Annotated in this window: 8 protein-coding genes and 4 pseudogenes; 5 read left to right on the top strand and 7 right to left on the bottom strand. The window is 61.6% G+C overall.

Annotated elements, in window-relative coordinates; all coding sequences use genetic code 11:
- Positions 1–53: 53 nt before the first annotated feature.
- From AC4OR5_RS18085 to AC4OR5_RS18075, 3 genes and pseudogenes are all read right to left on the bottom strand, one after another.
- On the bottom strand, positions 54–437 hold the full coding sequence (locus AC4OR5_RS18085; protein WP_003137790.1) for an AAA family ATPase: 384 nt from the start codon (positions 435–437) through the stop codon (positions 54–56).
- 202 nt (positions 438–639) lie between these two features.
- A pseudogene (locus AC4OR5_RS18080) lies at positions 640–2213 on the bottom strand (transposase family protein); the annotation flags it as partial.
- A pseudogene (locus tag AC4OR5_RS18075) lies at positions 2194–2767 on the bottom strand (recombinase family protein). The pseudogenes AC4OR5_RS18075 and AC4OR5_RS18080, both read right to left, overlap by 20 nt.
- A 329-nt stretch (positions 2768–3096) precedes the next feature.
- Between AC4OR5_RS18075 and AC4OR5_RS18070 the strand changes: the two are divergent.
- The 5 genes and pseudogenes from AC4OR5_RS18070 to AC4OR5_RS18050 form a co-directional block, all read left to right on the top strand.
- Positions 3097–3730: pseudogene (locus AC4OR5_RS18070) on the top strand (hypothetical protein); the annotation flags it as partial.
- Positions 3721–5100 (top strand): annotated as a pseudogene (locus AC4OR5_RS18065) (S-type pyocin domain-containing protein); the annotation flags it as partial. The pseudogenes AC4OR5_RS18070 and AC4OR5_RS18065, both read left to right, overlap by 10 nt.
- Positions 5083–5391, top strand: coding sequence for a colicin E5-related ribonuclease (locus tag AC4OR5_RS18060; RefSeq protein WP_170870257.1), 309 nt, complete (start codon positions 5083–5085; stop codon positions 5389–5391). The pseudogene AC4OR5_RS18065 and the gene AC4OR5_RS18060, both read left to right, overlap by 18 nt.
- Positions 5391–5729 carry a hypothetical protein gene (locus AC4OR5_RS18055; protein ID WP_071536194.1) on the top strand — a complete coding sequence of 113 codons (339 nt, stop codon included), beginning with the start codon at positions 5391–5393 and terminating at the stop codon, positions 5727–5729. The genes AC4OR5_RS18060 and AC4OR5_RS18055 overlap by 1 nt, the downstream gene beginning before the upstream one ends.
- A 981-nt stretch (positions 5730–6710) precedes the next feature.
- The gene (locus tag AC4OR5_RS18050) at positions 6711–7502 is read left to right on the top strand and encodes an ABC transporter substrate-binding protein (RefSeq protein ID WP_058160518.1); all 792 of its coding nucleotides are present in this window, start codon (positions 6711–6713) and stop codon (positions 7500–7502) included.
- A 23-nt stretch (positions 7503–7525) separates the two neighbouring features.
- On the opposite strand, the gene dauR is transcribed toward AC4OR5_RS18050, so the two are convergent.
- The 4 genes from dauR to rhlB all read right to left on the bottom strand — a co-directional run bounded on the left by dauR (position 7526) and on the right by rhlB (position 12002).
- Complete coding sequence (gene dauR / locus AC4OR5_RS18045) at positions 7526–8158, bottom strand: transcriptional regulator DauR (protein ID WP_003092943.1); 633 nt, start codon at positions 8156–8158, stop codon at positions 7526–7528.
- A 62-nt stretch (positions 8159–8220) separates the two neighbouring features.
- Positions 8221–9348: an FAD-dependent catabolic D-arginine dehydrogenase DauA gene (gene dauA / locus AC4OR5_RS18040; RefSeq protein ID WP_003092942.1), complete on the bottom strand. Its 1128-nt coding sequence runs from the start codon at positions 9346–9348 to the stop codon at positions 8221–8223.
- 22 nt (positions 9349–9370) lie between these two features.
- Entirely contained in the window at positions 9371–10318 is a 948-nt protein-coding gene (gene dauB / locus AC4OR5_RS18035; RefSeq protein ID WP_033991041.1) for an NAD(P)H-dependent anabolic L-arginine dehydrogenase DauB, read from the bottom strand.
- 160 nt (positions 10319–10478) lie between these two features.
- Positions 10479–12002: an ATP-dependent RNA helicase RhlB gene (rhlB, locus tag AC4OR5_RS18030; protein ID WP_031630864.1), complete on the bottom strand. Its 1524-nt coding sequence runs from the start codon at positions 12000–12002 to the stop codon at positions 10479–10481.
- Between the last annotated feature and the right edge of the window lie 183 nt (positions 12003–12185).

The following is a 12185-nucleotide window of genomic DNA, read 5'->3' as shown; positions in this document are numbered from 1 at the left end:
TGCGCCGGGCTTGCAATCCGTTACCGCGGGCTCAGGCTCTTTGCGACTGACGCTCATACCTGTAATCCGGCACTTTGCATCTTTTCCTGCAACTCGAAAATGTCGGTGCGGTAACCAATTTCTTCCATCGTGGGGCGGCGCAGATCGTTACACAGCTTGGGATGGCCAGCCAGGACAATGGACAAGCGTCGCCGGCCGCTGTCGTCTTCGGCCAGTTCGAGCAGTCGCTTCAGACCGGTCAAGGTATGGCCATTGAGATCATGGGCTTCATCAACGAACAGGGCCACGGGGCGCTTGCTCTTCTTTACCAGTTCGTACAGTTCGCGATCCCGTTTTTCGATCTGGGTGGGAATGCGTACCTGTTTCTGGGTGGAAAGGTCATAGAAGAGCGCGGCGATGAAGGTGGCCAGCTTGATGTTGTGCTTCTCGATGGCCATCGATCTGGACTCCGTGACTTTCTTTTCCTCTTCCAGCAGGTGCTACAAACGACGCAGCATCACCGTCTTGCCGCTGCCGATCACACCCCACAGGGCGATCAGCCGGCCTTCGAAGATGGCGCCGCGGATGTCTCTCATCAACTGCTGATGATGGGTGGTTTCGAAATAGCCCGCCTGATTCGAGGGGGGCTCAGTCCGTAGCCAGGGTCTCGCTCAGCACCTGGTCGATGAAGGCGCGGTCATCCATTGAAAGCTTGGCCAGCGGCATTGCCAGTTCCTCGGCGATAGCCGGCTTGGCCGCAATGCGGGATTCCTGGGGCTCGAAAACGAAGGGCTGGATGGGGAGCGTCGAGTCAGTAGAACCGGGCTCTAGTCGTACATCTTCCCCGGAAAGCGCCGCGATCGGCAGCCCCAACTGGTCCGCGAGAGATCGGATACGAGCCGAGCGCTCGTCTGCCTTGCTGCGCTTGAAAGCCCGGTAGCGGTGCTGCGGAATGGGGCCGGACACCGGGTAGTGAGGACCGAACCGCTCGCCATCGAACTCGGCATGCAGCTCATCGTCGAACAGCCCCCAGAGCAGCACGACGTAGTCGCCGGCCATCTCTGGCTCAAGCTCGTACGCGGTACCGTCGGTGGTGATTCGGGCATCAGGCCCGACTTTGCGCCGCTCGGGCTCCCGAGCAAAGCGGCAGAACTGATCCCATGAGCACATTTCACGGATCCCCTCTGTTGGCACATGGGTGATCCAGTCCTCGATCCGTGAAAGGGGTTCGGCACGATGTGTCTGCTGGTTGTAGGTGCGCACTAGGTAGCGCAACAGCCACTCGTTGGCCTGGGCTTCGGTTTCCGGCTTGTGGAAGTGGTACAGGGTCTCGTGGGCTTCCTTCACTGTGCGGAAAGGACGTTCGACCTTGCCTTTCGAGCGGGCCGTGGTGCGCGTTCCATCCTTGCTGGCAGGGATGTGTGTCTGCCACTCGATGCCCAGCGCCCGCATGACGCTCTGGAAAACGCGACGCTTGGCCACCGGACCGTTGTCCAGATAGATCAGCTTGGGCCGGCCCTGAAAGGGAAAACTCGGGTCCGCTTTCGGCGCCATCGAGTTGAACAGAAAACGAAGTGCCGTCTCCGCATCCTCACCATAAACGCAGTGGTATTCCTGGTAGGCCACACCGCTGCGGTCATCCACCACGCTGAACAGCATCAGGGTGGGTTCGCCCTTGGCGGGATCGATCCACCGCGGATGCTCAATATGCTTGAGGTCCGACGGCGACATGTCGAACTGCCAACAATCGTTGCTGTGCTCAGCCTGGAACCGAGTTGCGCCTGGCTCCCGGGACAGTTGAGCAGGCCTTAATCGCCAATGTGATAGATATCGGTTGACGGTGGGTCTGTGGAGTACGCCTCTTGGGGCAACAATGAGGCCCCGGTCAGTTTCTACACCGTACTCTTCCAGCAGCTCAATGGCGCGGTGTGTAGATAGATGCCGCCCCTGCTTGTTGGTGGTGCGCAGCTTCAACGCCGCAATCAGTTCGCAGTAGCGCTCCAGTTCCGCCTGGGGCAGGACGCGGGGCTTGCCCTGGTCGGAGCGGTGGGCTGCCTAGGCCTGTGCAGAAGGACCAGGGCGCGATAGACCGTACTGGAGGAAACGCCGTACAGTTCAGCTACAAGGGCCACCTGACGGGCCCGCTCCGGGCTCTTCTTCGGCAAGTGATCCAGGCGCTGCCGCAGTTGCAGCAGCGAATCGACGGGAATGGCCTTACGCCTGCTGGTGGGCATTCCGTTCTGCCTCGGTGATGTAGTTGTAGAGCGTCGAGCGGCCGATTCCCATCATCCGACAGATCTCCACCACGGTGTATTGGCGCTCGTGATAGAGCTTCAGGGCGACTTTGCGCTTGGCGGGATCCAGGCGTTTCTTGCGGCCGCCCAGCCGACCGCGAGCACGTGCTGCAGATAGTCTCGCATGGGTGCATTCACTGATCAGGTTGCGCTCGAACTCGGCTAGCGCGGCAAAGAGGTGGAAAACCAAACGCCCTCCGGTGGATGTGGTGTCGATGTTCTCCTGGAGTCTCTTCAGACCCACGCCGGCATCCTCCAATTGCTCGACCAGGTAGATCAGGTCCTTGATCGCGGCCAAGCCGGTCCAGCCGCCAGACCACCACCGTGTCGCCCCGCTTTAGATTGGCGAGAAGCGCGGCCAGGCCGATTCGATCGGCCTTGGCGCCGCTGGCAGTGTCTTCGAACACTCGCTCGCAACCCGCCTTGGCCATCGCATCGCGTTGCAGGTCCAGTAGTTGATCGTCGGTGGAAATGCGCACGTACCCAATCAGTATGATTTCGTCCAGAAATGCGCGAAAGGCAGCATAGGTGAATTTTGAAAGCGAGAAATCGTTACTGGACTAAAAGTACGCGGCTTCTGGGGGCGGCCAAGGGGAACGAGGCTGGCGTCCAGAAAACGGTCGTCTGATGGACGCTTCCACGAACGGAGCGATACCGCAAAGGGAAGAATGGAGTGCAACCATCGTAGAGCTTCAAACTGAGATATTGCAGTTGATTGCCGCATCTGGCCGGCCTATTGCCGTGCATTTTCTACCTACTACTGCATCGCTAAAGAAGGTTCTGTAAATATATTGGTTCAACTCTTTCGATAGGAAAGCCATTCATGACAAATAATAGTGCGCCACCACTTGTCGTGACCAGAGGAAATGATAATGGTTACGAGCCTGGGTCGATGGTTATTACGCATGTACAGGCTAGTGGGCTAGACATAATCCAGTACATTCCAGGTCGGTCAAGCTACGGTACTCCACCATTTGTCCCGCCAGGACCAAGCCCGTATGTTGGCCCTGGAATGCAAGAGTACAGGAGGCTAAGAGATACTCTTGATAAGTCCCATTCAGAACTCAAGAAAAACCTGAAGAATAAAACCTTGAAGGAGGTAGATGAACTCAAGAGTGAAGCGGGGTTGCCAGTTAAAGCGGTCAGTGCCAATGACATCCGCGATGAAAAGAGTATCGTTGATGCACTCATGGATGCCAAAGCAAAATCGCTAAAGGCCATTGAGGATCGCCCGGCCAATCTTTATACGGCTTCAGACTTTCCTCAGAAGTCAGAGGCGATGTACCAGAATCAGTTGCTAGCCAGTCGAAAGTTCTATGGAGAGTTCCTTGATCGACATATGAGTGAGCTGGCCAAAGCGTACAGCGCTGATATCTATAAGGCGCAAATCGCTATCTTGAAACAAACGTCTCAAGAACTGGAGAGTAAAGCCCGGTCAATGGAGGCGCAAGCCCAGCAGGTCACTCAACAGCTCGGTGCCGACTTCAACGCGATCACCACTCCGACCGCCACCAAGGTCCAGCAACGTGTGAAAGCAGTGGATGCTAGTCTGTCTCAGGTTTCCACCCAGGTCAGTGGTGCAGTCGCCTCGGCAACCCAGGCGGTGCAGGTCAAGACAGCGCAAGCCCAGCAACAAGCCAACAGCCAGATTTCGTCCAGCCAGAACCTGATCAGCGCGGCATTTCGGAATCAGATTGCCTTGGCAGCACAGGCCAGTGGAGAAGCCCAGGTCACGGCTTTCAACACCAAAGTCAAGCAGATCGTCAACGAAGCCACGGCGTTTTCGACAGCACGAAAACAAGCGCTGGCTCAGTTTGCTGCCAATGCGGCCGCCGAGGTCGAAACCGAGGTCAACAGGCTAACCGCCCAGGTCAAGGCCAGCCCCACCAAGGCGGCTTCGCAAGCTGCACAAGCAACCCTTCGACAATTCACTGAAAGCACCTATGCCAAGGTGAACACCTATGCCCAGCAGACCGAAGCAGCGCTGCAGGCCAAAGCCAAGGAGGTTTCGGCAGCGGTAGCCGAGGCACAGCGTGCGGCGACCAACGATTTGCAAAAAACAGCCGATGTAGTACCAGGTCAGATCATTCAGGCTGCGAACACCTTGGCGATGCCGGCTACCTCTACGCCGCTGGTTTTGGTGGCCGGGTTTGGTAGTGCGGCAGTGGAGACGGCTCGCCTGGCGGCTTCCCTAACGAATGCTGTCAATCGCCTGGTTCAGATTGCTGGTAGTGGACCCGGCGCATACGTTGCCACCTTCGCGGTGCTGTCGCTGTATTCCGACCAGGCTGGTAAAGACAGTGACAAGGTTCCTGCCGGCGTTCGCAATGCATTGGCACTGGAGGCGTCCGCTCTGGGGCTTCCTGGCACGGCTGATTTGCAAAGCGTCGCCAAGGCAGGTGGCACGGTTGATATGCCGGTACGACTCACGAGTGCTGCACAAGAGAGCCCGAGTGGTAAATCGCAGATTGCCGCGATGTTGACCAACGGTGCAACTGTCCCCAAGGGCGTGCCTGTTCGCGCCGCGACCCTCAATGCTGCGACGGGCCGGTATGAGGTGACGGTTCCCGCAAAGTCCACCGTGCCGAATACACCACCGCTGATCTTGACCTGGACCCCTGCCACCCCTCCAGGAAGCCAGAACCCCTCAAGCACCACTCCGGTCGTACCGCAGCCGGTTCCGGTGTATGAGGGAGCAACGATCACCCCAGTACAGGCCGAGCCGGAGTCCTATCCGGGAGTGCCGTTAGATCTGGACGATCTGATTGTGATCTTCCCGGTGGGCTCGGGGGTTAAGCCAATCTATATAATGTTCAATCATAACCCTCATGATGTTGTTATTGATGATAAGATCAGAGAGCAAATTCCAATTAGAGGGTGGACTGAGGTTGAAATTAGAGATGTTATCGGAAAAGGTGCAACAGGTAGTTCTTCAGATAAGCGTCGGCCTAATAAGACGATAGATGGGCTGGGGCGGAATGACTCTGCAACAGTATATGGAAGTCCTCCTAATGGATATATAGTTGTGAACGATAGGACAGGTGAAATTATTCAAATTGCAGATCGGAACGATTCCGCATGGGCGGTTGACGGGCGAATCATCTGGAGAAATAAGTAATGATCAATCCTAATTCTGTCAAAATAGTTGACAATGGCCTAGATTTTTTTTCAAAAGAAGGCAATGGGAAGATGTGGCTAACTACGAAGGCAACTCTGGAAGTCGTATCTTTGGCAACTAAAAAAGGGTTGGCAATTTCAAAAATTGAGGGATTCATCTGGCATAAGGATGTAGGGAGGTTCGAGGCAAGACTTGATGCCATATTTGAAGGGCTTGTCAATCCAGTAAAAGTGCCTGATGATGTCAATAATAATAACACTAGAGCGAAAGAGAGTACAGAGGAAGATGCTTCTCTTGGGCATGATGCTTTTATTGTAACAATTGCCTCCAGAAAATAAAGGTGGAAACCTTGGGGCTGAGTTGGCTTGCAATCCCTTGTATGGACTACAAACAATATAGGCTCAGCCCCCTTAGGGATGGTCTGAAGTAGCCATGTCTTTCTGGCCGACTTCAGCCCCCGGCGAATTTGAAAGCGGAGAATCGATTAAAAACGATCCGATCACCCGCTCATTTCTGTGTTTTTAGCCGCCGCGAGCACCTCGCAGCAGCCATTCCCCCATTACAGACGCGCCTCTGCTTGCGCTTGCCGGCGTACTCGGCGTCGGCAAAGGTCATCTGCTTCATCGGGAAACTCGGGCAACGGGATCGGCGTATTACCGGTATGAGCGTCAGTCGCAAAGAGCGTGAGCCCGCGGTAATGGACTGCAAGCCCACCGCATGGATTGCAAGCTCGCTCGCAATTAATGTGAGCCCGCCCCCACCGTCAGTCACAGATAATCTGAGCCCAAAATCGCGCTGATTGCGAGCCCGCCGGTTTTCAATTGCAAGCCGCTACACATAGCTGCGCCGCGCGTCCGGGTGGCCGGGCATGTCCAGCCCGACCGGGTCCCGTACGTCGCTCAGGCACCCTTCGGTACTCGCGCTCGGCGCCGACCTGGGCGCGCTAGCTGGCGGAGCGCGGTTTGCGACGGGTAGCGAAGCCTCTCAAGGACGTTGACGAAACGAAAAAATCCCCGCGGCATGAGCGTGACGCGGGGATCCAGGCGTAAATAGAGCCTTAACCGTGATAGCTGAAATGGAGCAAGGGGGTGATGTCTGCGTAGCGGAACACCTCGCGGGGTGGCTGTGTATGGCTCAAGACTAAGTCCCGCGGGCCGGCGGGCCTATTCCTCGAAGGAGGTAAGGAGGGGTAGCGGAGGAGGGACGGCGATTGACGATGTATACTTTTTGGTCCAGATTGGACGAAAAGTATAAAGGCGGATCACCGTCTGTTTCCCGCCCGGGCCGCGGGCGCACCTTCGTCACCCCTGGAGTCGTCCATGATCAAGTCGCTGAACACCAAGAACTTGCTGGGAGGCCTGCTGCTCGGCGTGCTCACCAGCGGATCCGCCGTCGCCGCCGATGGCAACCTGCGAATCGGCATCGAGGCCGCCTACCCGCCGTTTTCCTTCAAGACCGCCGAAGGCGAACTGGCCGGCTTCGACTACGACATCGGCAACGCGCTGTGCGCGCAGATGCAGGTGAAGTGCCAGTGGATCGAGCAGGAGTACGACGGCCTGATTCCCTCGCTGAAAGTTCGCAAGATAGACGCCGCGCTGTCCTCCATCACCATCACCGAGGAGCGCCGGCGCTCGGTGGACTTCACCCACAAGTACTACTTCACGCCGGGCCGCCTGGTGATGAAGGAAGGCGCCCAGCTCGACGACAGCTTCAGCCAGTTGGCCGGCAAGCGCATCGGCGTGCAGCGCGGCGCTACCGCCGACCGCTTCGCCAGTGCGGTGCTGGCCAAGGCCGGTGCCGAAGTGGTGCGCTACACCAGCCAGGACGAGATCTACCTGGACCTGGTGGCCGGCCGCCTCGACGCCACCTTCGCCGACTCCATCCCGCTGCAGACCGGCTTCCTCGATACCCCGCGCGGCAAGGGCTACGCCTTCGTCGGGCCGGAGTTCAAGGACCCGAAATACTTCGGCGAGGGCGCCGGGATCGCGGTGCGCAAGGGGGACGCCGAGCTGGTCGGCAAGCTCAACGCGGCGATCGATGCGATTCGTGCCGACGGGACCTACAAGCGCATCGAGGGCAAGTACTTCAAGAGCGACATCTACGGCGACTGACCGCTCGCCGGCGGCGGCTGCCGTCAGTCGCCGCCTTCCTTCAGCTCCTTGAGGTGCTTGTAGACCGTCGCCCGGCCCATGTTCAGCACGTTGGCCACATAGTTGGCGGCGCTCTTGCCCTTGAACGCGCCCTCGGCGTGCAGGGCCAGGACCAGTTCGCGCTTGTGCTCGCGGGTCAGCAGGTTCAAGCCGAGCTGGCGCTGCCGCAGCCAGCCGTGCAGGAAGGTGTTGATGCGCTCCTGCCAGTCGTCGCGGAACAGCGCGTCCGGTTGCGGGATCAGCTTGCTCGGCGAGAGGAACAGGTCGAGCGCCGCCTTGGCGCTCTCGAACAGACTGATGTTCAGGTTGATGCACAGCACCGCCAGCGGCTGGCCGGCGGCGTCGCGCAGCACGGTGCTGACCGAGCGGATCTTCTGCCCGTCCCAGTTGAGCTTCTCGTAGGGACCGATGTTGCGCTCGTCGCTATCGCCTTCGAGCATGTCTTCCAGCGCCGAGTCGTCGCCGACCTCGCGCTTGGACAGGTTGTTGGCGATGTAGTCGACCCGCTGGCTGCGCAGGTCGTGCAGGACCACTTCGGCGTGGGGGAAGAACAGGGTGGCGATGCCGTCGGCGATCGCCCGGTAGTTCTCCAGGCTGGGGTCTTGGCTCGGGCTCATGCGCAGGGGTTCTCGTGGGGCGGCGGGCGAGGCGAGTGTGCCGCAAACCCGCCGCCGGGTCATCAGGGGGACAGGCGGCGCGGCGACAGCATCGCCTCGTCCAGGCCGTGCTCGCGCAGGTGCGCCGGCAGCGGCTGGTGGCGGATCAGCGCGGCGCTGGCCTCGCCCATCGCCGCCGAGGTCTGGATACCGTAGCCGCCCTGGGCGGCGACCCAAAAGAAGCCTTCCGCATCGGCGGCGTAGCCGGCCACCAGGTCGCCGTCGGCGACGAACGAGCGCAGCCCTGCCCAGGTGTGTTCCGGACGGCGAATGGTGAGGGTGGTGGCTTCTTCGATCAGGTACATGCCGGTGGCGATGTCCAGTTGCTCGGGCTGCACGTCGTGGGCCTCGACCGGATCGGCGTTGGCCGGAGAGCCGAGCAGCATGCCGGCGTCCGGTTTCAGGTAGAAGGATTCGTCGAGGCTGACCAGCATCGGCCAGTCGTGGCAGTCGATGCCTGGCGGCGGGGCGAAGATGAAGGCCGAGCGGCGCTTGGGTTGCAGGCCCAGCGGGCGGACGCCGGCCAGCCCGGCGATGGTGTCGCACCAGGCGCCCGCGGCGTTGACCAGCACCGCCGCGCGGTAGCTGCCGGCGGCGCAGCGGACTTCCCAGGCGCCGTCGACCCGGCGGATCTCCAGCGCTTCGTGGTTGCACAGGACCTGCCCCTGGTTGCGGCGGATGCCGCGCAGGTAGCCCTGGTGCAGGGCGTCGGTATCGATGTCGGCGCCGGTGGGGTCGTAGGTGGCGCCGAAGACCTTGTCGCGACGCAGCACCGGCACGATCGAGCAGGCCTGTTCCGCGTCCAGCAGGCGCATCTGCGGCACCAGCGCCTTGCCGCTTTCGTATTGACGGCGGAGTTCTTCCGGATCGTCGCTGAAGTCGACCACCATTTCCGGACGCGGGCTGAGCAGCGGATGCTCGCAGAAGCCGGCCGGCGGGTTGTCGAAGAAGGCCCGGCTGGCGGCGGTGAGCGCGCGCACCTGGGGCGTGCCGTAGGCCACCGTGTAGTGCGCGGCGGAGCGGCCGGTGGAGTGGTAGCCGGGCTGCGCCTCGCGCTCCAGCACCACGACCCGGCCGTGGGCCGACAGCCAGTAGCCGGTGGATGCGCCGGCGATGCCGGCACCGATGACGAGGTAATCCGCTTCGATCATGCTGCTCTCCTGCATCGCGCGATCAGCCTGCCTGGCGCAGGCGGTAGAGGGCGTTGGCCAGGGCTACGTCTTCCAGGCCCAGGCCGATCGAGCGGAAGAACGCCGGGCGCCGGTATTCCGGACGTGGCGCCTGGCCGCCGAGCAGTTCGGCGAGGTCGCCGCGGATCGCCTCGGGGCTCCAGCCATGCTGTTCGGCGGCGATCAGCATCTCGCCAGCGGAGCCTGGGGTGGTGTGCCGGTAGTCGCAATAGACGTCCATGGCCGCCAGGCTTTCCGCCGGTACCTCATGGGCGCGGGGCGCGTTGGTGCTGATCGAGGTGACCAGCGCCGGGCGCTCGAGTTGGCGCGGGTCGATCACCGCTCGGGCCGAGGAGGTGCAGAGCAGGATCACATCGGCTTCGTCCAGCGCTTCCTCCAGACTGCCGGCGGCTTCGGCGCGCGGGTCGATGGCGCGCAGGCTTTGCAGGCGGCGCTCGTCCAGGCACGGCGAATGGACTCGCACGCCCTGCCAGTCACGCAGGCCCTTCACGTATTGCAGGTGGGCATGGGCTACCGGTCCGCTGCCGATCAGCGCCAGGCGGCCGGCCTCGGCCGGAGCCAGGGCATCCACCGCCACCGCGGTGGTGGCGGCGGTGCGCGCGGTGGTCAGCCGGGCGGCATCGCAGAGCAGCAAGGGCTGGCCGGTCTGCATCGACATCAGCAGGGTCCAGGCGGTGACCAACGGGCCCTGTTCGCGAACGATGTAGGGTGAAGTCTTGACTCCGTAGACCTGTTCCTGGGCGAGCACGCCGAGGTAGTTGATGAAGTCGCCGCGACCGGCGGGGAACTCCACCAGTTGCTGGGCCGGCTGGAGCGCCTGGCCGGCGGCCAGGTCGAGGAACAGCTGGCGCATGGCCTGGAGGACGTCGATACGGGCGAGCAGTTGCTCGGCTTCGGCCTGCTGGACGATCAGGGGAGTGGCGGCGCTCATGCGATCTCCGGAATGGATGTAAACAATTTGTCCATTCTGGACTTTAAGGTATTGTCGGGCAAGCGCCGACCTGCCTCGATGACCGACGGCGGCACCTGCGTGTCGCAGAAACGAAAAAGGCGAAGCCGGATGGCTTCGCCTTTTTTCACCACGCCTGCGTTCAGTGCTTGCGCGGTACCGGCTTGAGCAGTTCGGCCGGCGGCATCTCGCAGGTGATCTTGCGGCCCAGCAGTTCTTCGATCGGCGGCAGGGCGAAGGCATCGTCCTCGCCGGCGAAGCTGATCGAGGTGCCCGAGGCGCCGGCGCGGCCGGTACGACCGATACGGTGCACGTAGTCGTCCGGGTCCTCCGGCAGGGTGAAGTTGATCACATGGCTGATGCCGTCGATGTGGATGCCGCGGCCGGCCACGTCGGTTGCCACCAGGACGCGGATCTTGCCTTCGCGGAAGCCTTCCAGGGTGCGGATGCGCTTGTGCTGCGGTACGTCGCCGGACATCTGGGCGGCGCTGATGCCGTCCTTGGTCAGGCGTTCCTCGATGCGGCGGACTTCGTCCTTGCGGTTGGCGAAGACCATCACCCGTTCCCAGTTGTTCTGTGCCACCAGGTTGTACAGCAGCTTGTACTTGTCGCTGCCGGCCACGGCGTAGACATGCTGCTCGACGGTGTCGCTGGCGACGTTCTCCGGCTCGATCTCGACGATCGCCGGATCGACGGTCCACTGCTTGGCGAGGTTCATCACGTCGTCGGTGAAGGTCGCCGAGAACAGCAGGGTCTGGCGTTCGCCCTTGTGCGGGGTCTGCCGGATGATCTGCCGGACCTGCGGGATGAAGCCCATGTCGAGCATGCGGTCGGCTTCGTCGAGGACCATCACCTCGACCATGTCCAGGTGCACCTCGCCGCGCTGGTTGAAGTCCAGCAGACGGCCTGGGGTGGCTACCAGGATGTCGCAGAAGCGCGCTTCCAGCTGCTTGAGTTGCTTGTCGAAGTCCATGCCGCCGACGAAGGTCATCACGTTCAGCCCGGTGTACTTGGTCAGCGCCGCGGCGTCCTTGGCGATCTGTACCACCAGTTCACGGGTCGGGGCGATGATCAGCGCGCGCGGCTCGCCCATGTAGCGCTCTTTCGGCGGCGGGGTCTGCAGCAACTGGGTGATGATCGAGATGAGGAACGCGGCGGTCTTGCCGGTACCGGTCTGGGCGCGGCCGATGGCGTCCTGGCCGCGCAGGGTGAAGCCCAGTACCTGCGCCTGGATCGGCGTGCAGTAGGGGAAGCCGAGGTCATGGATGGCGTGCATCAGGCTCGGGGCGAGGTTGAAGTCGTGGAAGCGGGTCTTGCCTTCCTGCGGTTCGACCACGAAGTCTTCCAGCTTCCAGTTGTCCACCGGCTTCGGCTTGCGTTCGCGGCGCGGCTTGTCGCTGCGCGGCTTGGCGTCCCGGCCTTCTTTGGCGGCGGGTTTGGCGGGCTTTTCGCCTTTCTCGGCCTTTTCAGCGGCGCGTGGGGCGCCGGACTCGTTGTCGGCGCGTGGGGCGCGCGGTTTGCGTGGGCGTTTCTCGGTCGGCTTTTCGCCGGTGGGGGCGGTACCTTTCGCGGTAGCGCCGGCAGGGCCTTGCGGGACCGGGGAGGAACCGCTCTGCGGCTGGGTTCCGTCGGCCTTGCCGAAGATTTTCTTGAGTGCTTTGAGCACGGCGATCTCGTAGTGGTTAAGGAATGAACGGGCGCCAGTGTAAAGCATGTTGCCAGCGGGGAGAAATCCATGCTTGGCCGGCGCCTTCCAGCCCTGGCCGGACGGGGCCTGGAGGCGGCTGCGCGAAGCTCCCGGGGCAGCCTCCGGGAGGGCTCGTGCGCGCGACCGGCGGCGCGCTACAAA

Source organism: Pseudomonas sp. YA1 (assembly GCF_058680555.1).
Note: the sequence above shows the minus strand (reverse complement) of the source record. Positions and strands in the feature narration are given on the sequence as shown.

Coding starts and splice junctions, on each gene's coding strand:
- AC4OR5_RS18085 (WP_003137790.1), bottom strand. CDS start 437: ATGGCCATCGAGAAGCACAACATCAAGCTGGCCACCTTCATCGCCGCG.
- AC4OR5_RS18060 (WP_170870257.1), top strand. CDS start 5,083: ATGTTCAATCATAACCCTCATGATGTTGTTATTGATGATAAGATCAGA.
- AC4OR5_RS18055 (WP_071536194.1), top strand. CDS start 5,391: ATGATCAATCCTAATTCTGTCAAAATAGTTGACAATGGCCTAGATTTT.
- AC4OR5_RS18050 (WP_058160518.1), top strand. CDS start 6,711: ATGATCAAGTCGCTGAACACCAAGAACTTGCTGGGAGGCCTGCTGCTC.
- dauR (WP_003092943.1), bottom strand. CDS start 8,158: ATGAGCCCGAGCCAAGACCCCAGCCTGGAGAACTACCGGGCGATCGCC.
- dauA (WP_003092942.1), bottom strand. CDS start 9,348: ATGATCGAAGCGGATTACCTCGTCATCGGTGCCGGCATCGCCGGCGCA.
- dauB (WP_033991041.1), bottom strand. CDS start 10,318: ATGAGCGCCGCCACTCCCCTGATCGTCCAGCAGGCCGAAGCCGAGCAA.